Raw genomic sequence first — 22,004 nt, 5'->3', positions numbered from 1 at the left:
TCACCCGGATCTCCCATCGTCCAGGAGAAGAGATCCATGATTTCCAGCACGCCATCCAGCCACGCCGCACCGGCCGATGTCACCACCGGCCCGATCCGCGGGTCGCGCAAGATCCATCTTTCGCCGCCGGGCTACCCGGACATGCGCGTCCCGTTCCGCCAGGTGGTCCTGAGCGATCCGAAGGAAGCGCCGCTGAACCTGTACGACGCGTCGGGGCCGTACACCGATCCCGAGGTGGTCATCGATCTGGCGAAGGGCCTCCCGCACGTGCGACGAGCGTGGATCGAGCGCCGCGACTTCGAACGCATCGAGGGGCGGCCCGTGCGGCCCGAAGACAATGGCAGCCAGAGCGCCGACGCCGTCGTGGCGGCGTGTCCCGCCAGCGTGCCGTTGCGTCGCGGACGCACCGGGCAGCCGGTCACCCAGTTCGAGTTCGCGGTGGCGGGCATCGTGACGGAGGAGATGGTCTACGCGGCGTTTCGCGAGAATCTCGGCCGGACGATGGCGCTCGAGGATGCCGATGCGCGCCGCGCGGATGGCGAGGACTTCGGGGCGGAGATTCCCGCGTTCGTCACACCGGAATTCGTGCGCAGCGAGATCGCCCGTGGACGTGCGATTCTGCCGGCGAACATCAACCATCCCGAGCTCGAGCCGATGGTGATCGGCCGGAACTTCCTCGTGAAGGTGAACGCCAACATCGGCAACTCGGCCGTCAGTTCCGGCGTGGCCGAGGAGGTCGAGAAACTCGTGTGGTCGACGCGCTGGGGCGCGGACACCGTGATGGATCTTTCCACGGGGCGGAACATCCACAACATCCGCTCGTGGATCATGCGCAACGCTTCCGTGCCCATCGGGACCGTCCCCATCTACCAGGCCCTCGAGAAAGTCGGCGGCGACCCGCTGAAGCTGACCTGGGAGGTCTTTCGCGACACGCTGATCGAACAGGCGGAGCAGGGGGTGGACTACTTCACCATCCACGCGGGCGTCCGGCTCGCGCACGTGCCGCTGACGGCTCGCCGTGTTACCGGGATCGTCAGCCGCGGCGGGTCGATCATGGCGCGCTGGTGCCTCGCGGGTCATCGCGAGAGCTTTCTGTACGAACGTTTTCGCGAGATCTGCGAGATCTGCCGCCAGTACGACGTGTCGCTTTCGCTCGGCGACGGACTGCGGCCCGGCTCGATCGCCGACGCGAACGACGCGGCGCAGTTCGCGGAGCTCGAAACGCTGGGCGAACTCACGCGCATCGCGTGGGAGCACGGGTGTCAGGTGATGATCGAAGGACCGGGTCATGTGCCCATGCACAAGATCAAGGTGAACATGGAGAAGCAGCTCGCGTCGTGCGGCGAGGCGCCGTTCTACACGCTCGGGCCCCTGACGACGGACGTGGCACCGGGCTACGACCACATCACCTCCGGTATCGGCGCGGCCATGATCGGCTGGTTCGGCACGGCGATGCTGTGTTACGTCACGCCGAAGGAGCACCTCGGGCTGCCCGACCGGGACGACGTGAAGGTCGGTGTGATCACCTATCGCATTGCTGCGCATGCGGCCGACCTCGCCAAGGGCCATCCGGCCGCGAAGCTGCGTGACGACGCGCTTTCGCGCGCCCGCTTCGAGTTCCGCTGGGAAGACCAGTTCAACCTCGCGCTCGACCCCGACACGGCGCGCGCGTACCACGATGCGACGTTGCCGAAGGACGCGCACAAGGTCGCCCACTTCTGTTCGATGTGCGGTCCGAAGTTCTGTTCGATGAAGATCTCGCAGGATCTTCGCCAGGATGCCGAGGCGCTCGCCGGCATGGCGTCCAAGTCCGAGGAATTCCTCGCGGGCGGTGGAGCGTTGTATGTCCCGGCCGCTTGAAGGCATGCCCGTGGCGATCATTGGAGCGGGCGTCGCGGGTCTGTCCGCGGGGCTGGCCCTGTCGGCACGCGGCGCACGGATCAGCATCTACGAGCGGACCCCCGCAATCGGGCGCGATGCCTGTTCGTGGATGGCCGGCGGGATGCTCGCACCGTTCTGCGAGATGGATGGCGCCGAGCCCGTCGTCTGCGAGCGGGGGCGGCTCGCCCTGACATGGTGGCCCGCGAAGGTTCCCGCCGTCACGCAGGCGGGCACCCTCGTGCTCGCGCTTCCTCGCGATGGCGCGGAGCTCGAGCGCATGGCGATGCGGACCCGCGATCACGCGTGGGTCGACGGCGAGGGCATCGCCGCGCTCGAGCCGGATCTCGCGGGCCGCTTCCGTCGCGGGCTGTGGTTCGCCAACGAGGCGCACCTCGATCCGCGCAAGGCGCTTCTCGCGGCGGCCGCCGCGATCGAGCGTGACGGTGGGCGCATCGAATACGACGGCGACGTGCGGCCCGACGACTTCGACGGGGTACCTGTCGTCGACTGCCGCGGCCTCGCGGCGTTCGACGATCTGCCTGACCTGCGAGGCGTGCGTGGCGAGATGGTGATCCTGCGAAGCCGCGACGTAAGCCTGTCGCGTCCCGTGCGGCTGTTGCATCCACGGACGCCCGTATACATCGTCCCACGCGACGACGGTCTGCTCATGGTCGGCGCCACCACGGTCGAAAGTCCGGACGGGCATCCGGTCACCGTGCGCTCCGCGGTGGAGCTGCTCAACGCCGCCTACGCGCTGCATCCCGCGCTGGCCGACGCTGAAATCGTCGAGCTCGGCGCGGGCGTTCGCCCGGCGTTTCCCGACAACCTTCCGCGACTGGTCGAGAGGGGCAGGGTGACCGCGTTCAACGGACTCTACCGACACGGGTTCCTGCTTTCGCCGTGGTATGCGGAAAGGCTGGGCGACCGGTTGTCGGCACGCTACGCGGAGGCCGCATGACCCTCTTCGTCAATGGCGAGGCGCAGCCGCATGTGGCGAACCTCGCCGCGTTGCTGGAGCGCATGGCGCTGTCGGACGCCGCCGTGGCCACCGCCGTCAACGGTTGCTTCGTTCCTCGTAGCCAGCGCGAGCAGACGCGCCTCGACGATGGCGATCACGTCGAAGTGCTCGCCCCGATGCAGGGAGGATGACGATGGACGACCTCGACCTTTACGGGCGCAGGTTATCCTCGCGACTCCTGCTCGGCACGGCCCAGTACCCGTCGCCGGCTTGTCTGGAGCATGCGGTCCGTGCCGCGCGAAGCGAGATCGTCACGGTGTCGCTGCGACGTGAGTCCGGTGGGCCCAGCGGCGGCCAGCCGTTCTGGAAGCTGGTCCAGGGGCTCGGCTGTCGCATCCTGCCGAACACGGCGGGTTGCCACACGGTGAAGGACGCGATGACGACCGCCCACATGGCGCGCGAACTGTTCGATACGCCATGGATCAAGCTGGAGGTGATCGGCGACGACGACACGTTGCGTCCCGATGTGTTCGGGTTGGTGGAGGCGGCGCGGATCCTCTGCGCGGAGGGTTTCGAAGTCTTTCCGTACACGACCGACGATCTGGGCGTCGCGGGCCGCCTGCTGGATGCCGGCTGTCGCGTGCTGATGCCCTGGGCGGCGCCGATCGGTAGCGGCCGGGGCCTCACGGACCCGTATGCGCTGCGTACGCTGCGCGCGCATTTTCCGGACGTGCCGCTCATCGTGGACGCCGGGATCGGTCTTCCATCCCAGGCCGCGGCGGCGATGGAAATGGGCTTCGACGCCGTGTTGCTCAATACCGCCGTCGCACGTGCCGGCGACCCGGTGCGAATGGCCGCCGCGTTCGCCGCGGCCGTCGGCGCGGGGCGCTCGGCGTGGCTTGCCGGCCCCATGGGCGAACGCGACATGGCGTCCCCATCGACGCCGGTCATGGGGCTCGCGCAGTGGACGTGAGTGTGTCGGGAAACGCGATGATGACCCGGGCGGCCTGTCCAGCGATGGGTGTTCCCGCTTAGCCCCCGGCCCGGGTGCCTGCGTGACGGCGCAGGCCAGGCGATAGCGACCGCGTCCAGCAACGGACGCCTGCCGCACCGGCTGTCGTCCCGATGGTCCACGTTCGTGCGGTTGTCGCATCTTGCGCACGAGGGATGCGTTGTCCAAATGCGCACCCCATGCGGGGGATAGGCCCAAGATATTTGTGCCGGGCAGACTTCAATCTGTGTCGTCGACGACGAGTGTCCATGCCGCTCCGGCGCGCTGCATGACGTGCCCGTGGCACGCCTGTCGGTTGGCGCAACCCACCCATCACAAGGTAAGACCATGACGAGAAAGGCTGCGGACTATATGGCGGAAGCGCTGGCGTCGGCCGGCGTAGAGAGAATCTACGGCGTGGTCGGCGATTCCCTCAACGGATTCACCGATTCCCTGCGGCGCATGGGTTCCATCGAATGGATCCACATGCGCCACGAGGAAAGCGCGGCCTTCGCGGCCGGCGCCGAGGCGCACCTGACCGGGAAACTCGCCGTCTGCGCCGGCAGCTGCGGCCCCGGCAATCTCCACCTCATCAACGGCCTGTTCGACGCCCACCGGAACCGCGTCCCCGTCCTGGCGATCGCCGCGCACATCCCGAGCACCGAGATCGGCATCGATTACTTCCAGGCGACGCACCCGGAGCAGCTGTTCAAGGAATGCAGCCACTACGTCGAGCTGGTCAACCAGGCCGACCAGCTGCCGCAGGTCCTCCTGCGCGCCATGCGCACCGCCGTCGCGAAGAAGGGTGTCGCGGTCGTGGTGCTTTCGGGTGACATCGCGCTTCGCCCCTTGTCGGCACCCGTGCCCCGCTGGCTGGTGCCGTCGACGCCCGTGCTCGTTCCCGCCGAAAGCGACCTGCGCCGGGTCGCCGACATCCTCAACGAAGGGACGAACGTCACGCTCTTCTGCGGCGCGGGGACGGCCGGCGCCCATGCCGAGATGGTCGAGCTCGCTGGCAAGCTCAAGGCACCGGTCGTCCATTCGCTGCGCGGCAAGGAGCATGTCGAATTCGACAATCCGCACGACGTGGGCATGACCGGGCTGCTCGGATTCGCGTCGGGCTACAAGGCGATCAAGGCATGCGACACGCTGCTGCTGCTCGGCACCGATTTCCCGTATCGGCAGTTCTATCCGGAACACGCGCGCATCGTGCAGATCGACGTGCGACCGGAAGCACTCGGCAACCGTTGCGGACTCGAACTCGGCGTGCTCGGCTCGGTCGGCGAGACGTTGAAGGCGTTGCTGCCGCTCATCCATGACAAGTCCGACAGCCGCCATCTCGACGCGGCCACCAAGGACTATAAGCAGGCGCGAGCGGACCTCGACGCGCTCGCCGAGAGCCGGCCGGGTGGCAGCATCATGCATCCGCAGTACGTGACGCGCGTCGTCAGCGAGCTGGCCAAGGAGGATGCGATCTTCTCCTGCGATGTCGGAACGCCGGTCGCGTGGGCGGCTCGCTACCTGAAGATGAATGGTAAGCGGCGACTGCTCGGTTCGTTCAATCACGGCTCGATGGCGAACGCGATGCTCCAGGCCATCGGCGCGCAGGCGACGCATCCCGATCGCCAGGTCATCTCGCTGTCGGGCGATGGCGGCTTCACCATGATGATGGGCGAGTTCGTGACCCTCATCCAGCACGGTTTCCCCGTCAAGGTCATCGTGCTTAACAACGGTACGCTTGGTTTCGTCGAGATGGAAATGAAGGCGGGCGGGTTCGTCGACGTCGGCGTGGACCTGAAGAACCCGAACTTCGCGGCGATGGCATCCGCGATGGGTATCAAGGGCGTCCGCGTGGAGAAGCCCGACGACCTCCAGGCGGCGTTGACCGAGGTGCTTCAGCACGACGGACCGGCGCTGCTGGACGTGGTCTCGGCGCGGCAGGAACTGGTGCTGCCTCCGGCGAAGACGTTCGAGGAGTCCTACAACTTCGGCATGTTCCTGCTCCGGGCTGTCATGGACGGCCGCGGCAAGGAACTCATCGATCTCGCCCGGGTGAACCTGGTGCGTTGACGGAACCTGCCGTCACGGCCCATGGGTCCGGCATCACGCGAAGGGAGGGGCAGATGGTCGCTCGCATCAGGAAAGACATCAGGATTCTCTATATCGATTTCGATCCGGCGAACGATTCGAGCCGGGGCGAGGGGCTGGTGGCGGTACTCAACCACCCGCCCTCCGCCTTGTGGCGCGTGCGCTTTCTTCGGGCCATCGCGATGAACGACGCCTGCGCGTCGTTGCTCGCAGCCGTGCAGGTAAAGAAACGCTCGATACGTTTCGTCGCTCTTGGCGAGCGCTCGCTCACCGCGATCGCGCAGCTCGGGCTCCTGGTCGAAGCCACCAATGTCGCGAACGCGGAACGCAGCGTGGTGCCCGCCACGATGACGGTCGATCCGCCTTTCGGCGCGTATGCCGGACGACGGATCGGACGGCGCCTGCGCCGATGGGCGGTCCATGCGGCATCGACGTGAATGCCAGCCAATACCGGCTTCGGGCGGGAGCGGTGACAAGGTCAGGGCCATTCGGCGCTCAGGAATAGAGGATATGCCCGAAGCCGGCGATCTCGTGCTCCGACTCTCGCAGCAGTTTTCGCATGGCGGAGGCGAGCTCGTCTTCCTTCACGCCGTCGCTGGCGATTTCCTCGATATGCCGGGCATGCCGGGCGACGCGCACGAAGCGCGTCGGTTCGGCGGTCTGCTGGATGCGCCGCGCGAGACGTCGCACGTCGGAGACGTTTCCCTCGGCGACGGCGTCGGACATGAGGAGGAGGTCGATGACGATGGAGGACGCGGGACTCAGCGACACGGCAACACTCCGATATGCAATATCGGCAGCGTGACGTGCGTCACGTTTTCAGGAGCCGGTCAGTCCATGAAATCGGCCTTCATGTCTGTGAATCGTTCAGCGGCGAAGACACCACGCCGTCTTGCGGCATTCACATCTTCAAGAGGTTGCACAGTCGCAGCAGGGCCCGGCCTATACCGCGGCTGGGAAGCCGGGCCTCGGGTGGCAGGAGGACGATGACGAGCAGGGCGGCGTGGGCCACGTCGTCGAGGCAGAGATCCTGGGCTTGCTTGCGCACCAGGTGCGCGCGGAACCGGGCTTCGTCCATGTCGCCGTCGAGGATGGCGTTGCCCACGGCGGACGCCTCCAGGGCGAGGTGAGCGCGGGTCAGGACGATTTCGGTGTCGACGGTAGCCATGGGTCGAGATTAGGCCCATGGCTTGGCCGAGGACATCCGACGGGCGGCGTATGCCGGGTGGATCAATCCCAGACAGGCGCGAGGCCGGCCGGGCTGACTTCGCGGCCGTTCCGCTCGAGGCGCGCGATACGGGCCATGTCGTCGTCGTCGAGGCGCAGGTCGCGGGCCAGCAGGTTGCTGGCGAGGTTCTCGCGCTTCGTGGACGAGGGGATGACCGCGTAGCCGAGCCGCAGCGCCCAGGCGAGGGCGACCTGCGCCACCGTGGCGCGATGTTTGTCCGCGATCTGAGCGAGCACCGGATCCGCGAGGACCTTTCCGTAGGCGAGCGTCATGTACGACGTGACGCGAATGCCTTGCGCGGCGAGGAACGCGGTCAGCCGTGCGTTCTGCAGGTACGGGCTGAGTTCGATCTGGTTGGTGGCGATCGCGTCGGCGCCCACCGCGGCGATGGCCTGGCGCGTGAGGTCGATGTTGAAGTTCGAGATGCCGATCTGGCGGGTCAGGCCGAGCGATTTCGCCTCCGCCAGCGCCTCCATGTACTCCGGCAATTCGATGCAGTTGCCGGGCGCGGGCCAGTGGATCAGCGTGAGGTCCACATGGTCCATGCGCAGTTTGTCGAGGCTTTCGCGCAGGCTCGGAACGAGCTTCCGGCGGCTGTAGTTGTCGGTCCAGATCTTGGTGGTGACGAAGAGATCGTCGCGGCGGACGCCGCTTTCGGCGATCGCCTTGCCGACATCGGCTTCGTTGCCGTAGATCTGCGCGGTATCCACGGCGCGATAGCCGAGTTCGAGCGCTGTGGAGACGGAATCGACGGCGGCCTGGCCGGTCAGGCGGAAGGTGCCGACGCCGAAGGTGGGAAGGGTCATGGGTATTCCTCGTTGCGAACCGGGGAATACTTTGCACGCATCATCCTTGCGGAATAAGCCGGCAATGAGGGAAATACTTTTCCTCCGGGGTGGAAAGTGCCGGTGTGAGCTCACATGGTCTCGGCAGCGGCGAGCAGGCGAACGGCGGCGGTCACGCGCTTTCTCAGTTGCGCCTGGTGCCTTGCGGCCTCGGTACCGGTGGACATGCTGAACGCGTTCGCAGCCGTCCATGCGGTGGCGACGGTCATGATGATCGTGAGCAGGAACTCGGGCGGGAATGCGCCGCCGATGGCGCCGGCTTTTCGCGCGTCCGATAGGGCGCGGATCTTCGCCGCATGCGACGCGTCGCGTTCGGATGGCGCCTCGGTGCGTTGCTCCAGGCTGTGCCACGCCAGCAGGCGCATCAATTTCGGGTTCGCCATCGAGAAATCGAAGACTCGGCCGGCATAGCCCGCCAGGTCGTCCGGCGTGAAGGCCAGGTGCTCGTACGCAGGCACGAGGTAATGGCCGAGCACCGCGGTGAAGAGCGATTCCTTGTTTCCGAAGTAGATGTAGATCAGGTTCTTGTTACATCCGGCCTCGGCGGCGATGCGGTCGACACGCGCACCGGCGATGCCGTATGCCGAGAACTCGGTCATGGCGGCATCGAGGATCCGCTCTTTCGTCGCTTCGGCATTTCGCACAGGTCGCTCCCGTTGCTGGCGTTCCGAATGCTAGCACTTGACTAACCGGTTAGATATGCCCACATTACATCTAACCAGTTAGTTAGAAATGCTCGACATCCAGGAGATTCCAATGACGCAGCGTACGTGGTTCATCACGGGCATCAGCAGCGGCTTCGGGCGCGAGATGGCCATACAGCTTCTCTCGCGCGGCGATCGCGTGTTCGGCACGGTCCGGCAATCCGGCGCCGCGGACGATCTGAGCGAAGCCCATGGCGACGCGCTGCGTATCGCCACGCTCGATGTCACCGATGTCGCGGCCATCCACCGTGTCGTGGCGGAGGCGTTCGCGTCGTTCGGCCGCATCGATGTCATCGTCAACAACGCCGGGTACGGTCTCTTCGGCGCGGTCGAGGGCCTCGATGGCGAACAGATCCGTCACCAGATCGATACCAATCTCGTCGGTCCCATCGAGGTGACACGCGCGGCGCTGCCATTCCTTCGCCGCCAGGGCGGTGGCCGGATCCTGGCGCTCTCCACCTACGGCGGCCAGGCGACCCATCCGGGCGCGTCGCTCTACCACGCGAGCAAATGGGGTCTCGAAGGGTTCTTCGACGCGCTGTACGGCGAGGTGGCGCCGCTCGGGATCGGCGTGACGATCGTGGAACCCGGCGGCGCCCGCACCGCTTTCCGCGCCACGGCGGGTGCTCGCATGGGCGGAGAACCCGAGGCGTACAAGGACACGCCCGTCGGCATGATCCGCAGCATCCTCCACGACCCGACGCGCATCCCGAACGGCGATCCGTCGAAGATGGTGGCGCGGATGATCGATAGCGTGGACCGGACACCTGCGCCGAAGCGGCTGGTCCTCGGCAGCGACGCGTACGCGATGATCGCGAAGGCGTTGCGCGAGCGGCTCGCCGACGTGGAGGCGCAGGAAAAAGAAGCGAGCGCTACGGACTTCCCGGCCGCCCGCTGATCGAGGCCGGAGGGCCGCGTCGTCGCGGCCCTCCGGACCTGTGGACTACTTCAGCAATACCGGCCCTGCGCCGATCTTCACGCGGAGCAGCTCGTAGGGCTGCCTGCGCTCGTCGTTCCCCTCGTGGAACCCGGCCTGGCGATACAGCTGGTTGGCGGTGAAATACAGGTAGCCGTCCGTGCCGACCGAGAGCGTGTCCGGCCAGAGAATGCGCGGATCGGTGACCAGCGTGTCCCACTTGCCGCCAGCGTAGCGGCGGATGGCGTTGTGCTCGTAGTCGCCGCCATAGATGCGGCCCGCGTCGTCTTCGGCCAGACCGTCGGAAGCCCCCTTCATGCCGAGGTCCACGATCGATCTGGCGAGTTCGGCATCCGGGATCGTCTCGTCGCGCAGCAACGCCGTCGGCACGCTGAAGAGATGGCGGCTGGATAGAGCGCAGTAGTAGAGCGTGCTGCCGTCGGCGGAGATGGCGATACCGTCGCTGGCGACGAGCCACGGAGTCGGCTTGCCGCCTGCGGGACGGCTCATCAGCGGCTTGCCTTCGATGACCGGCACGAAGCCCTTGTCAGGGCTCGTACTCGGGTGACCACTCAGACGGCGGATGGCGTGGCCGGAATCGAGGTCCACGACGATGAGGCCACCGGGTCCCTTGATCGAGCTATCGGTGATGTAGGCGACGCCAGCCTTGCCGACGCGCAGATCGAAACGCACGTCGTTGACGTACGTGGTGGGCAGCACGACGTTCTGGTCGAGGACGATCGTCTTGACGACTTTGTCGGTCGCGAGGTCGACCGCGACCAGCTTCGCGCCACCCGGGATCGGCGCGGCGAACCCAGGGGCACCGGTGTCGAGGATCCACAGCCGGTTGGCGGCATCCGCGACCACGCTCTGCACGCTGATCAGCGTGGCGGTGGCATGGGCCGGATCGGCATCGTTGAGCGCCTGCGACGGGTAGGCGGCGACTTTCCCGTCCTTGAGTTCGCCGACGGTGAACGCCGGCTTGTCCCCCCACTGCGGAAAGTTGACGAAGATGCGGCCGCCCGGCGAGACGGTGACACCGGTCGGCATCGGGCCACGGAAGGTGGCGACGCGCTCGACGACCGGGGCCGGCGCATCGGCCGCCATCGCGCCGAACGGGGCGACCATCAGGGTGGCGAGCAGGAGGGTTTTCATCGCATGTGTCTCATCAGGCGGCAGGTGCACGTAGCGTGCGACCTGGCCGCGCTGGGAGAAACGCGGAGCGGGGCGAAACACTTTCGCGATTTCGGAGAAGATGGCCTCCGCTGGGCTGGATCAGCCCAGCGGTCCGAACTCGCCCCATATCTGGATGGGCGTGTCCCAGGTCACCTCTACGCGATCGATCAGCGGCCGGCTCGCCTCGAGGTACGCCTTGCGATACGGCCGCGTGCCCTGCGTCATGGCGAACTCCTCGCGCGTACCGCGCCAGAGTTCGTATAGCGTGAGTTCGAGCGGCCGTTCGGGCGAACGATGCAGGATCGCCGTGATGAAGTCGTCCTCGCGGGCACACAGGTTGAGGATGTCGCGTATGTGGCCGAGGAGCTCGTCGACCTTGCCTTCCTTGATCACGTAGTGAAGATGCAGCGACGTGCTGCGAGCGTGGATCATGGGGTGCTCCTCGCCTTACCCTGCGGAGCGGGGTCGAGGAAGACGCTGGTGGACGCGATCTTCCCGTCCACCAGCGTCAGGATGTCTTCGCCGCTGATCTTCGCTGGCTCCGCGGCCGGTCCGAAGGTCCATTTCACGCGCACGCTGCCGTTCTGGATAGTGGCGGGGCCGACGACACGGAAACGGAAGCCCCGATTGGCGGCCTGCAGTTTGCCTACGAGGTCGTTCAGGCCGCGCTTGCCTTCGATCAGGCCTTCGGGGTCGTTGAACACGGTGTCGTCGGCGTAATAGCGGTCGATCGTCTTCGCGCGGCTGTCGGCATTCGTGTCGTTGAGCATCGCGACGTAGTGCGTCACGACCTCGTCGACGACGGTGCGATCGAGCGACACGGGACCCGCCTTGACCGGGGCCCTCCACAACCGCACGCCTGCGGCGGCTTCGCCTGCCTGGCCCTGCGGATAGCTCACCAGCTCCATCTTCGAACCCCAAGGAGTGAGGAAGTACACCCAGGTATTGCCGGCTGCCGGCCCCTGCGTCATGCGGATGGGATCGGTCAGCACCTTGATGCCCTTCGCACGCAAGGCGGCCACGGCCTTGTCGATGTCGTCGGTATAGAGGGCGATGTGCGACGCGCCGATATCGTCGTAGAACGGCTGCTCACGAGAGGCGCGCGGCGAGTCGTACTGGAAGAGCTCGATGTTCGCGCCGTCGCCGGCGCGCAGCATGCGGATGCTCTTGACCTTCGCATCGTCGTGCATGTGGAAGGTGCGACGGAATCCCGCATCGACCGGGATGTCGCGCATCTCGGTCACGGGGACGAAGCCGAACGTGTCCGCGAAGAAGCGGCTCGCCGCTTCCACGTCGGGCACGTTGATGCCCACGTGATCGACGCCGCGGACCTCGACGGCGGGCGCGGGCGATGCGGTAGCGAAGCCGGACACCGGAGCGAACGAAAGGAACGCGGTCGCGATCGCGACCGACAGGAGACGGTGGGTCATTGCAGGGCTCTTGAGGATGGGGCCCGGCGAGATGGCCGGTCGTGCCCCGATAGATCCATTGTTGCCAGATCCGTCCGCTGCTCAATGAACGATCCTGCGGTTTGGGTCTGATCCTGCGGCGGCGAGGGTCACACGCTGCTAGTGACCCGGAACGCCGGGCCACGGCGCAGGCGGATGGGGCCACGGCCTAAATCGTCCGGGTCGAGCTGCCGCTCGCCCCGGGTGATGACGATACGCCCGTCGCGCGCCAGGTCCGAAGCCTCGTCGCGGACCCGGGGCATGAGCGCGCGCCACGCTGTTTCGTCGTCGGCGAGGGCGCGCGCCACGTCCGACGGGCAGATGGAGGCTTCGGGTGCGCGTGCGTCGAGAAGGCGCACGATGGTCGCGGCGATGTCCATGCGCGGGAGGCTAGATCGCCTACCGTGAGGAACGCGTCGAACCGCGACCGTCGTGAGCGGACGCGTCAGTCGACCGGGATCGGGTTGTCGACGAGCATCTGGTTGAACTCGGCGATCAGCTTGTACTCGCCCGTCCCCGGGTTGTCGCGAAGCGCCCGGATGCCGTCGACGATGATCTCCTGCGCGCCGGCGCCCAGCTGGCGGATGGTGTCCTCGATGTACGCGTCGAGGGGCATCGCGCGCGGGTCGCCGCTCTTGTGGATGAGGTCGGTGTCGACCCACGGCGGGGCGATCTCGATGACTTCGACCGAGGTGTCGCGCAGGGCGAAGCGCTGGGTCTGGGTGTACGAGTGCAGCGCCGCCTTGCCGGCCGAATAGACCGCGTTGCCGGCGAGCGGCATGAACGACACCACCGACGTGTTGTGGATGATCGTCGCCGACGGCTGGGCCTTCAGGTGTTCGATCAGCGCCGAGGTCATGCGGATGGGGCCGAGAAGGTTGGTCGTCAGGATGTTGAGCGTGACGGCGTCGTCGATGGCCGAAGCCGGATCGTCGAACGGCATGAGGCCCGCGTTGTTGATCAGCACGTTGAGCGTGGGATGGTTCGTCTTCAGCCACGACGCGACGGAGGCGATGCTGTCCGGCGAGGTGATGTCGAGCTCGATGCCCTGCATGCCGGGGTTGGCCGCGGTGACTTCGTCGAGGAGGTGCTTGCGGCGGCCGCTGATGATGACCTGGTTGCCGAGGCGATGAAGCGCTTCGGCGAGGCCGCGGCCGATGCCGGACGTCGCGCCGGTGATGAAAACGGTGTTTCCTGACAGCTTCATGGTGTGCTCCGGATGCGGGTAGAAGTGCGCGACGAATGCCGTCGCTGCCTCGCCCCGTTGTAAGGGCGGCGCGTCCGCGGCCAAGGACGAAAAAGCCTCGTTTCCGGACATGCGGGTGGTCGGCGCATGCCGGTGCAAGCGCCGCCGTGCTCCGCCGACTAACGTGGCCGCGGTTCCCCTCACCGAGATACGCGATGAAGACGCTCGTCCAGGACATCCTCGCCGCCCATGGCGGACTCGATACGTGGCGCCGGTTTCGCCACGCGAGTGCGACGCTCGACCAGGGCGGTGCGCTCTGGGGTCTGAAGGGCAAGGCGGGCGTGCTCGATCGCACGACGGTGACCGTGGCCACCGACGCGCAGTGGGCGGCCCATGCGCCGTTCGGCGAGGTCGCGGCGCGTAGCGACTTCACGACGCCGCGTATCGCCTTGCTCGACGCCGACGAGCGCGTGCTCGACTCGCTCGACGACCCGCGCCGGTCGTTCGCGGGACATACGCTCGAAACCCCGTGGAGCGACCTGCAACTGGCCTTCTTCGCAGGCTGCGCCATGTGGACGTACCTCAACACGCCGTTCCTGCTGGCGTGGGAGGGTGTCGAATGGGAAGACGCCGGCGCGTGGGACGAAAACGGCGAGACGTGGCGGAAGCTCATCGTCCGCTACCCGGCGTCGCTGGAGGTCTTCAGCGAGGTCCAGGCGATCTACGTCGGCCCGGACCTGCTGGTGCGCCGACTCGATTACGACGTCGAGATCGCGGGCAATACGCCCGGTGCGCATTACGTTTCTGACTACACCACGGTGTCGGGCATCCGCATCCCGACGAAGCGCCGCATCTATCCGCGTCAGCCGGACGGCCAGCGCGTCGCCGACCTGCTCGTGGTGTCGATCGACCTTTCGGACATCAGGCTGAGCTGAGAGCCCGGCTGCGTCCCGCGATCAGGCGGCGAAGCCGCCATCGATCATCAGGCTGGCGCCGGTGATGTTGCCCGCTTCCGGGCCCGCGAGGTAGGCGACGAAGCTGGCGACCTCATCGGCATGGCCATAGCGGCCGGTGGCGAGCATCGGGATCAGACCCGCGGCCATCGGGCCCTTGGCGGGATTCATGTCGGTGTCGATCGGACCGGGCTGCACCACGTTGACCGTGATGCCCCTCGGGCCGAGGTCGCGCGCGGTGCCCTGCGTCAGGCCCTGCAACGCCGACTTGCTCATGGCGTACACCGCGCCACCGGCGAACGGCATGCGCTCGGCGTTGGTGCTGCCGATGTGGATGATGCGACCGCCATTGGCCATCACACGTGCCGCGGCACGGCTGGCGATGACGGCGGCGCGCACGTTCACGGCGATCGTGCGATCGATGTCCTCCGTCGTGAATTCGTCGATCGGGGCGATCGCGAGGACGCCCGCGTTGTTGACCAGGATGTCGAACGAACCGAACGTTTCCTTCGTCGTCGCCACGGCGCGTTCGATGGCGTCGTCATTCGCGCTGTCCGCCTGGATGGCGACGGCGCGCCCGCCGGCACGGGTGATGTCGTCGACGACGGCATTGGCCGCGTCGGCGCCCTGCACGTAGGTCAGTGCGACCGAGGCACCGCCGGCGGCGAGGCGACGGGCGATGGCGGCGCCGATGCCGCGCGAACCGCCGAGGACGAGGGCGCTCTTGCCCTGGATCGAATTGAGGTCGTTCATGGCTTTGCTCCGGTGGGTGAGTGGATGGCCAAGCAAAGTTAGTCCTCGGTCGCGCCAACCGGTAGTCGCGTTTCGGTCGTTTCATTCGATCCGATCGGTTTACTATCGGTGCCATGGACACCCTCAACGGCATCGCCAGTTTCGTCCGCAGCGCCGAATCGGGCAGCTTCGCCGCGGCGGCCCGCGCGCTCGGACTGACGCCCGCCGCCGTGGGCAAGAACGTGGCGCGGCTGGAAGCCGAACTGGGCGTCCGCCTGTTCCAGCGCACCACCCGCCGCCTGGCGCTGACCGAAGCCGGCGAGGCGTTCCTCGGGGAAGTGCAGGGCAGTCTCGACCAGCTGCGCGGCGCCATGGCGAACGCGCGCGGCATGACGACGGGACCGGCCGGCGTGCTCCGCGTGGCGCTGCCGAACGCCTTCGGGCGCGAATACATCGTCCCGATGCTCGACGGGTTCCTTCGCGCCCATCCGGCGGTGACGGCCGACTGGCGCTTCGACAATCGCCCGGTCGACCTGATCGCGGAGGGCTTCGACGTCGCGATCGGCGGCGGCTTCGATCTTCGGCCGGGCGTGGTCGCCAGGGCGATCGTGCCGGCGCATCGCATCCTCGTCGCCTCGGCTGGTTTCATTCGAGAGGGAAAGACCATCGCGGTCCCCGACGATCTGACCGGCCGCGAGGGCATCCTCATCCGCTCGCCGCAGACGGGCCGCATCCGTGACTGGGTGCTTTCGAACCGTTACGGGGCGGAGGCCCCGGTATCTCTTGATCGCCGCATCGTCTTCGACGATCCGGACGCCGCCTGCCACGCGGCTGCGATTGGCATGGGCATCGCGCTCGTGCCGGTCCAGTCGGCGCGCTCATGGATCGAGCGCGGCGCGCTTTCGCGCGTGCTTCCCGACTGGCGGGTGGATGGTGGTCACGTCTCGATCTACTACCCCGCGCAGAAGCTGCTCCCGGCGAAGACGCGACTCTTCATCGACCACGTCGTCGAATGCGTGCGCGAGAAGGACCTCGCGGCGCGGTTCTCCGCGTGGCACGCGGACGTCGTCTGAGGCGCGAGACAAGGACGTTCAATCCCGCGACGCACCATCGCTGCCATAAAGGATCGCCGGATCGATGGCTTCCCGATGGCGAGTGTCGCCTCGACGTCGATCCCATAGAGGATCGTCGTCATGGGGAACACGCGTATTCCAGGAATCAACCGCTACGACGCGCCGGCCGGCGGCTGGGGCGCGTTGCGCGCGACCGCGAAGGCGGTGGTCGAACAGATGCGCGTGGCCGAGGCGCCGGGGCTGCTTCTGCGCCTGAACAAGCCGGATGGCTTCGACTGTCCGGGCTGCGCCTGGCCGGACAAGGACCATACCTCCACGTTCCAGTTCTGCGAGAACGGCGCGAAGGCGGTGACCTGGGAAGCGACGAAGAAGCGCGTGACGCCGGAGTTCTTCGCCGCGCACACCGTGACGGAACTGCTCACGCAGAGCGACTACGAGCTGGAGAACCACGGACGCCTCACCCACCCCATGGCGTACGACGCGGCCAGCGACACGTACGTGCCCATCGCGTGGGACGACGCCTTCGCGCGCATCGGCGCGACCTTGCGCGGCCTGGCCTCGCCGGACATGGCCGAGTTCTATACCTCGGGGCGCGCGTCGAACGAGGCGGCCTTCCTGTTCAACATCTTCGCCCGCGAGTACGGCACGAACAATTTTCCCGATTGCTCGAACATGTGCCACGAAGCCACGAGCGTCGGCCTTCCGCAGGCGATCGGCGTCGGGAAGGGCACCGTGTCGCTCGACGATTTCGACCACTGCGAGCTCATCATCGCGATCGGCCACAATCCGGGCACCAACCACCCGCGCATGATGGGCACCCTGCACGAATGCGCGCGCCGTGGCGCGACGATCATCGTGCTCAATCCCCTGAAGGAACGCGCGCTCGAACGCTTCGCGGATCCGCAGAATCCCATCGAGATGATGAGCTTCAGCGCCACGCCGATCGCGTCGACGTACCACCAGCCCAAGGTGGGTGGCGACAGCGCGGCGCTGCGCGGGATCATGAAGGCGGTGCTCGAGCGCGCGGACGCCGGGGAGGACGTGCTCGACCGCGCGTTCATCGCCGAGCATACGCATGGCTTCGAGCCGTTCGCCGAGGAGCTGCGCCAGGCGTCATGGGACGAGATCGTCTTCGCGAGCGGGCTGACGCGCGAGGCCATGACGCAGATCGCCGATGCCTACGTCCGCTCCAACGCGACGATCATCACGTACGGCATGGGCCTGACGCAGCACGACCGGGGCACGCACAACGTGCAGCAGGCGGCCGCCTTGCTCATGCTGCGTGGCAACTACGGCAAGCCCGGCGCCGGCATCTGCCCCTTGCGCGGCCATTCGAACGTGCAGGGCAACCGCACGGTGGGCATCACCGAGAAGATCGACCCGGTGATGTTCGACAACGTCGAGAAAGTGTTCGGATTCCGGCCGCCGAACGTGCACGGGCACGACGCGGTCGCCACGATGAAGGCGATGGTGGAGGGCCGGGCCAAGGTACTGATCTGCCTCGGGGGCAATTTCTCGGTGGCGCTCTCGGATAGCGACGTGAGCTTCAGGGGCATGCGCAACCTCGATCTCGCCGTGCACCTCGCCACGAAGCTCAACCGGTCGCACCTGCTGATCGGCAAGGACGCGCTGATCCTGCCCGTGCTCGGGAGGACCGAGTTCGACGTGCAGGCGGGCGGCGTGCAATCGATCACCGTCGAGGATTCGATGTCGATGGTGCATGCCTCACGCGGCAAGCTGGAGCCCGCCTCGGAGCACCTGCGCTCGGAGCCAGCGATCGTCGCGGGCATGGCGATGGCGACGTTGCCGGAGAGCAAGGTCGACTGGGCGGGATTGATCGCCGACTACGACGCGATCCGCGACAAGATCGAGGCCGTGTATCCGGCCTTCCGCGATTACAACGCGCGCATCCGCAAGCCCGGCGGGTTCCGGTTGCCGTTGGGCCCGACCGAGCGGGTATGGCATACGCCCTCGGGGAAGGCCGAATTCATCACGGCGGCCGTGCCTGAGGATTCCGCGCTTCCCGCGCCGGACGCGCTGATGCTCACGACCCTGCGCAGCCACGACCAGTACAACACCACGATCTACGGCCTCGACGATCGCTATCGCGGCGTATTCGGGCGGCGCGACGTGCTGTTCGTCAACGAGGACGATCTCGAGGCCCTGGGCGTGGCGCATGGCGACGTGGTGGAGGTGTCCACCGCCCTGCGCGGCGAAGAACACCGCTGTCTTCGCCTGACCGCCGTCGCGCACGACATCGCGCGTGGTTCGGTCGCGGCGTACTACCCGGAAGCGAACAATCTCTGCCCGCTGGATCACCACGACCGGCAAAGCGGCACGCCGTCGTACAAGTCCATCCCGGTGCGCATCGTCCGGGCGGGCTGACGCGCGTCGCGGTCAGGGCTCCGGGTCACCCTGGCCGCCGGTCGCCCATGCCGCGCGCAGCGTCGCGGCCTTCTCACGAATGGCCGCGATCTGCGGATCGGAGAGCCGATCCAGAGAACGCCATTGCAGCGCCGCGCGCGGATGGTGCCGGAAGCGTTCGCGATGGCGGTGGAGGAAATCCCAGTAGAGCGTCGTGAACGGACACGCGTCGTCGCCGGTGGCTTTCGAAGGATCGTAGCGACAGCCATCGCAGTAATTGCTCATGCGCTGGATGTAGCGACCCGAGGCGGCATACGGCTTGGAGACCATACGGCCGCCGTCGGCGAACTGACTCATGCCGAGCGTGTTGGGTGCCTCCACCCATTCCACCGCGTCCACGTAGATGGCGAGGTACCACTCGTGCACGAGGCGCGGCTCGACGCCGAGAAGCATCGCGAAGTTGCCGGTGACCATCAGGCGCTGGATGTGGTGCGCGTAGCCCGTGCGCAGCGTCTGCCCGATCGCTTCCTTCAGGCAGGCCATGTCGGTATCGCCGGTCCAGTAGAAGTCGGGCAAAGGCATGTTGGCCTTTAGCGCGTTCGATGCGAGCAACTTTTTCGGGGCGAGCCAGTAGACGCCGCGTACGAATTCGCGCCAGCCGATGACCTGGCGCACGAATCCCTCCACCGAGGCGAGGCTCGCCTCGCCGCGCGCGAAGCGCTCCAGCGCGGCGTCGACCACTTCCCGGGGCGAGAGGAGGCGGAGATTCATCGACGATGAGAGACGTGCGTGGTAAAGCCAGGGCTCGCCGGTCCACATGGCATCCTGCCATTGGCCGAACGCGGCCAGGCGACGATCGAGGAAGTCGGCGAGCGCGAGCCGCGCGTCGTCCCGGGTGACCGGCCAGTCGAACGCGTCCAGGCTTCCGGGGTGGTCCGGGAAGCACCCCGCGACGTCGTCCAGCGCCTCCCGCGTCGTCGCATCGGGCGCGAAGGCCTGCGGAGGCGGCAACCATCCCGGACCCTGCTTGCCGAAGCTCTTGCGGTTTTCGGCGTCGAAGTTCCACCGGCCGCCGACCGGCTTGCCCGCGTCCATCAGAACGCCGAGGCGCTGGCGCATCCAGCGGTAGAAGTGTTCCATGCGCAGCTGCGTCTTGCCCTTCGCCCAGGTCGCGAAGTCGTCCGTCGACACCAGGAAGTGCCGGTCGGGGCGCTCGACGTAGTCGACGCCGCAGTCGCCCGCGGCCGCGCGGATGCCTTCGCGGAGGCGTTCCTCGCCCGGTTTGACGAGGACGACGCGGCGCGGACGGAGCGTCCTCAGCGCTTCGGCAAGATGCGCGACGAGGTCGTCGGGGCCGGCGTCGGTGATACGGGTATAGGACAGCGGGATGCCGTCGCCGCGAAGCGACGCCGCGAAGTGCCGCATGGCGGAGAGAAACAACGCCGTGCGCGCCTTGTGCGACCACACGTGCTCCGACTCGCCGCGCCGTTCCGCCATCCAGACGCGGTCGGTCGTTGCGTCGAAATCGTCGAACGCCTGCGAATCCCGGTTGAGCTGGTCGCCCAGGATGACGACGAGGTGCCGGAGGCCCGAGGGCATGCGGAACCTAGAGCCGCACGAAAGGCTGCAGCGCGCGTGCCATCCAGCCCGAGAAGCGCAATGGCGCATCCGTCGCGGCGACGCAGATGCACGGCACGCCCGGCGCGGTCACCGGCTGGTGTTCGGTGTCCTCGTCGAGATCGGCCACGTCGCCCGGCGCGAAGTGGCCGAGCGTATCGTCGTACGCCCCACGCAGGATCATCGTCAGTTCGTTGCCGCCGTGGGTGTGCATGGGCAGGCTGCGCCCGGGGGCGACGCGCAGCAGCATCAGGTGCCCGTCGTCGGTGCCATGGCTGCGGATGTGATGGATGCCCGGGCCGATCCACTTCCAGCGGAGCGCCTTGTAGGAAGAGCCGAAGTAGGGCCAGAGCGGTTCCGGCAGTTCGTCCGGATCGTGGCGCCGCGACTCCGGCGGAGGCGTCGGCGTATCGGGTTCGGTGTGTTCGAGCTTCGCCAGCAGGCGCTCCGCGGCGCCCTCGGACAGTGCGAGCCCCTCCTGTTGCCCGAGCAGACCGCCGCCGATCGTGTCGGTGGCGCGCAGGCGATCGCGGCACAGATGGCAGACGCTCAGGTGCGCCGAGACCACGGCCGCGAAGGCGACCGACAGGCCGCCGGACGAATAGCCCATCAGCGTGACGATGTCGGGATGGTGGTGCGGGTTCATGGTCGGTTTCTCATGGCCGCCTGCAGCCGGGCGAAGGCGCGGCGCAGGTTCGATTTCACGGAGCCCAGCGGCTGGTGGAGCTCGCGTGCGATTTCGCTGTGGCTCTTGGCCTCGAAGTAGGACATGCGGATCATGCGGGCCTGCTGGGGCGGCAGCCCGTCGATGGCGCGGTCCAGTCCGACACCGTCGGCATAGGACTCCGTGCTGGTCGTGCCGTCCTCGCCAGGCAACTCGTCCAGTCGATCGAGGCCGTCCTGTATCGGCAGCCAGTGCGGTTCGCCGCGCACGCTGTCGATGTAAAGGTTGCGCGCGATCCGGAACATCCACGTCGAGAGGTTGGCGCGCGAGGCGTCGAACATGGCGGCCCGCCGCCAGACCCGCAGCATCGTTTCCTGCACCAGCTCCTCGGCCTGTGGCGCCGGCACCGCGAGACCCACCAGGTAGCGCTGAAGCCGCGGGCCGTAATGCGCGAAGATGCGCATGAACGCGTCCACGTCGCGGCGCGACGCGACCGCGGTGACCTGGGCCGACCAGTAGACCGGATCGTCGGTATGCGGGGAAGCCGTCTGGGTCATGCGCCGGGCAGCCTGGATCGGGGTGACGGGAACTAGTGGATGCATGCGCATGATAGCGGTTCGGCGACGATCATCGCTCCTTCGGTTCCGGCCACTGCTGCGGTACCTTGCGCAGCTTGCCCACGTCGTAACCCATGGCCGCCACCTTCGCGACGAGCTGGGCGTACTCGGCGTCGCCCATGGTGGGGGTGCGCGCCATGATCCACACGTAATCGCGCTTGTCCCGCGCGACCACGACCGATCGGTAGTCCGGGTCCACCCAGGCGATGACGTACTGGGCGCGAATGGGCCAGATGAACTGCATGCCCCAGACCGCGTTCTTCGTCGACGCGTCGGCGTAGCCGGTGGCGTGGATCGTCTTCAGGTCGTTCCGAACGTTTTCCTTGCGATAGCGGAACGTCGTCTCGATCTTTCCGCCGGGGGCCAGCCGATACGATTCCACGGCGTTGACAGCGTCTTTTTCGGGCCGCGAGGGGATCGAGGCGATGACGTACCAGTCGCCCATGTAGCGCGAGACGTCGACCTCGGCCGCGCGCGGCACGGGTGGCGCGCCCGAGGCGCAGGCAGTCAGTGGCCAGGCGACGAACAGCAGCTTGCCCAGGCGGGAGGTGATCGATGCCATG

General features: G+C 67.2%; 24 protein-coding genes. 10 read left to right on the top strand and 14 right to left on the bottom strand.

The annotated features are described in order from the left end of the window. Positions 1 to 36: 36 nt before the first annotated feature. The 6 genes from thiC (at position 37) to J2X58_RS06335 (ending at position 6,355) form a co-directional block, all read left to right on the top strand. Positions 37 to 1,860, top strand: coding sequence for a phosphomethylpyrimidine synthase ThiC (thiC, locus tag J2X58_RS06360; RefSeq protein WP_310047067.1), 1,824 nt, complete (start codon positions 37 to 39; stop codon positions 1,858 to 1,860). Then, positions 1,844 to 2,839 carry an FAD-dependent oxidoreductase gene (locus J2X58_RS06355; RefSeq protein WP_310047066.1) on the top strand — a complete coding sequence of 332 codons (996 nt, stop codon included), beginning with the start codon at positions 1,844 to 1,846 and terminating at the stop codon, positions 2,837 to 2,839. The genes thiC and J2X58_RS06355 overlap by 17 nt, the downstream gene beginning before the upstream one ends. Continuing rightward, positions 2,836 to 3,030 carry a sulfur carrier protein ThiS gene (gene thiS, locus J2X58_RS06350; protein ID WP_310047065.1) on the top strand — a complete coding sequence of 65 codons (195 nt, stop codon included), beginning with the start codon at positions 2,836 to 2,838 and terminating at the stop codon, positions 3,028 to 3,030. The genes J2X58_RS06355 and thiS overlap by 4 nt, the downstream gene beginning before the upstream one ends. A gap of 2 nt (positions 3,031 to 3,032) precedes the next feature. Next, the gene (locus J2X58_RS06345) at positions 3,033 to 3,812 is read left to right on the top strand and encodes a thiazole synthase (RefSeq protein ID WP_310047064.1); all 780 of its coding nucleotides are present in this window, start codon (positions 3,033 to 3,035) and stop codon (positions 3,810 to 3,812) included. A 366-nt stretch (positions 3,813 to 4,178) separates the two neighbouring features. Beyond that, positions 4,179 to 5,900, top strand: coding sequence for a ubiquinone-dependent pyruvate dehydrogenase (poxB, locus tag J2X58_RS06340; protein WP_310047062.1), 1,722 nt, complete (start codon positions 4,179 to 4,181; stop codon positions 5,898 to 5,900). A 53-nt stretch (positions 5,901 to 5,953) separates the two neighbouring features. Then, a complete protein-coding gene (locus J2X58_RS06335) occupies positions 5,954 to 6,355 on the top strand; it encodes a hypothetical protein (RefSeq protein WP_310047061.1) in 402 nt (133 codons plus the stop codon). Positions 6,356 to 6,413: 58 nt separating this feature from the next. Here J2X58_RS06335 and J2X58_RS06330 read toward each other — a convergent pair whose 3' ends face one another. The 4 genes from J2X58_RS06330 to J2X58_RS06315 all read right to left on the bottom strand — a co-directional run bounded on the left by J2X58_RS06330 (position 6,414) and on the right by J2X58_RS06315 (position 8,635). Next, positions 6,414 to 6,689 (bottom strand): hypothetical protein, encoded by a 276-nt coding sequence (locus J2X58_RS06330; RefSeq protein ID WP_090053138.1) that lies wholly within the window; start codon positions 6,687 to 6,689, stop codon positions 6,414 to 6,416. 130 nt (positions 6,690 to 6,819) lie between these two features. Beyond that, a complete protein-coding gene (locus tag J2X58_RS06325; RefSeq protein WP_090053139.1) occupies positions 6,820 to 7,086 on the bottom strand; it encodes a hypothetical protein in 267 nt (88 codons plus the stop codon). A 62-nt stretch (positions 7,087 to 7,148) separates the two neighbouring features. Beyond that, positions 7,149 to 7,952, bottom strand: a complete 804-nt coding sequence (gene dkgB / locus J2X58_RS06320) for a 2,5-didehydrogluconate reductase DkgB (RefSeq protein ID WP_310047058.1) — start codon at positions 7,950 to 7,952, stop codon at positions 7,149 to 7,151. Between the two features lie 110 nt (positions 7,953 to 8,062). Then, entirely contained in the window at positions 8,063 to 8,635 is a 573-nt protein-coding gene (locus J2X58_RS06315; RefSeq protein ID WP_310047057.1) for a TetR family transcriptional regulator, read from the bottom strand. A gap of 112 nt (positions 8,636 to 8,747) precedes the next feature. On the opposite strand from J2X58_RS06315, the gene J2X58_RS06310 reads away from it, so the two are divergent. After that, on the top strand, positions 8,748 to 9,593 hold the full coding sequence (locus J2X58_RS06310) for an SDR family oxidoreductase (protein WP_310047055.1): 846 nt from the start codon (positions 8,748 to 8,750) through the stop codon (positions 9,591 to 9,593). A gap of 45 nt (positions 9,594 to 9,638) precedes the next feature. Here the strand turns inward: J2X58_RS06310 and J2X58_RS06305 are convergent, their stop codons facing one another. The 5 genes from J2X58_RS06305 to J2X58_RS06285 all read right to left on the bottom strand — a co-directional run bounded on the left by J2X58_RS06305 (position 9,639) and on the right by J2X58_RS06285 (position 13,442). Next, on the bottom strand, positions 9,639 to 10,766 hold the full coding sequence (locus J2X58_RS06305; protein ID WP_310047054.1) for an L-dopachrome tautomerase-related protein: 1,128 nt from the start codon (positions 10,764 to 10,766) through the stop codon (positions 9,639 to 9,641). A gap of 120 nt (positions 10,767 to 10,886) precedes the next feature. After that, on the bottom strand, positions 10,887 to 11,219 hold the full coding sequence (locus tag J2X58_RS06300; RefSeq protein ID WP_310047052.1) for a hypothetical protein: 333 nt from the start codon (positions 11,217 to 11,219) through the stop codon (positions 10,887 to 10,889). After that, the gene (locus J2X58_RS06295; protein WP_310047051.1) at positions 11,216 to 12,217 is read right to left on the bottom strand and encodes a VOC family protein; all 1,002 of its coding nucleotides are present in this window, start codon (positions 12,215 to 12,217) and stop codon (positions 11,216 to 11,218) included. The genes J2X58_RS06300 and J2X58_RS06295 overlap by 4 nt, the downstream gene beginning before the upstream one ends. Positions 12,218 to 12,345: 128 nt before the next feature. Further along, positions 12,346 to 12,615, bottom strand: a complete 270-nt coding sequence (locus tag J2X58_RS06290; protein ID WP_310047048.1) for a DUF3253 domain-containing protein — start codon at positions 12,613 to 12,615, stop codon at positions 12,346 to 12,348. A 65-nt stretch (positions 12,616 to 12,680) separates the two neighbouring features. Next, positions 12,681 to 13,442, bottom strand: coding sequence for an SDR family NAD(P)-dependent oxidoreductase (locus J2X58_RS06285; RefSeq protein WP_310047047.1), 762 nt, complete (start codon positions 13,440 to 13,442; stop codon positions 12,681 to 12,683). A 194-nt stretch (positions 13,443 to 13,636) separates the two neighbouring features. On the opposite strand from J2X58_RS06285, the gene J2X58_RS06280 reads away from it, so the two are divergent. Next, positions 13,637 to 14,356 (top strand): hypothetical protein, encoded by a 720-nt coding sequence (locus tag J2X58_RS06280; RefSeq protein WP_310047045.1) that lies wholly within the window; start codon positions 13,637 to 13,639, stop codon positions 14,354 to 14,356. A 21-nt stretch (positions 14,357 to 14,377) separates the two neighbouring features. On the opposite strand, the gene J2X58_RS06275 is transcribed toward J2X58_RS06280, so the two are convergent. Next, entirely contained in the window at positions 14,378 to 15,127 is a 750-nt protein-coding gene (locus J2X58_RS06275) for a 3-oxoacyl-ACP reductase family protein (protein ID WP_310047043.1), read from the bottom strand. A 113-nt stretch (positions 15,128 to 15,240) separates the two neighbouring features. Between J2X58_RS06275 and J2X58_RS06270 the strand changes: the two genes are divergently transcribed. Both J2X58_RS06270 and J2X58_RS06265 read left to right on the top strand, forming a co-directional pair. Continuing rightward, positions 15,241 to 16,179: a LysR family transcriptional regulator gene (locus J2X58_RS06270; RefSeq protein WP_310047041.1), complete on the top strand. Its 939-nt coding sequence runs from the start codon at positions 15,241 to 15,243 to the stop codon at positions 16,177 to 16,179. A gap of 120 nt (positions 16,180 to 16,299) precedes the next feature. Further along, positions 16,300 to 18,564 (top strand): FdhF/YdeP family oxidoreductase, encoded by a 2,265-nt coding sequence (locus tag J2X58_RS06265; RefSeq protein WP_310047039.1) that lies wholly within the window; start codon positions 16,300 to 16,302, stop codon positions 18,562 to 18,564. A 12-nt stretch (positions 18,565 to 18,576) separates the two neighbouring features. On the opposite strand, the gene J2X58_RS06260 is transcribed toward J2X58_RS06265, so the two are convergent. The 4 genes from J2X58_RS06260 to J2X58_RS06245 all read right to left on the bottom strand — a co-directional run bounded on the left by J2X58_RS06260 (position 18,577) and on the right by J2X58_RS06245 (position 22,003). After that, positions 18,577 to 20,142 carry a cryptochrome/photolyase family protein gene (locus J2X58_RS06260; RefSeq protein ID WP_310047037.1) on the bottom strand — a complete coding sequence of 522 codons (1,566 nt, stop codon included), beginning with the start codon at positions 20,140 to 20,142 and terminating at the stop codon, positions 18,577 to 18,579. Positions 20,143 to 20,149: 7 nt separating this feature from the next. Continuing rightward, entirely contained in the window at positions 20,150 to 20,806 is a 657-nt protein-coding gene (locus tag J2X58_RS06255; protein WP_090053165.1) for a ChrR family anti-sigma-E factor, read from the bottom strand. After that, complete coding sequence (locus J2X58_RS06250) at positions 20,803 to 21,381, bottom strand: sigma-70 family RNA polymerase sigma factor (RefSeq protein ID WP_310047035.1); 579 nt, start codon at positions 21,379 to 21,381, stop codon at positions 20,803 to 20,805. Before J2X58_RS06250 ends, J2X58_RS06255 begins: the two co-directional genes overlap by 4 nt. 70 nt (positions 21,382 to 21,451) lie before the next feature. After that, positions 21,452 to 22,003 carry a lipocalin family protein gene (locus J2X58_RS06245; RefSeq protein WP_310047033.1) on the bottom strand — a complete coding sequence of 184 codons (552 nt, stop codon included), beginning with the start codon at positions 22,001 to 22,003 and terminating at the stop codon, positions 21,452 to 21,454. Between the last annotated feature and the right edge of the window lies 1 nt (position 22,004).

This window comes from Luteibacter sp. 3190 (assembly GCF_031456385.1).
Lineage (GTDB): Bacteria > Pseudomonadota > Gammaproteobacteria > Xanthomonadales > Rhodanobacteraceae > Luteibacter.
The sequence above is the reverse complement of the archived record's forward strand: the minus strand, read 5'-3'. Positions and strand labels throughout refer to the sequence as shown.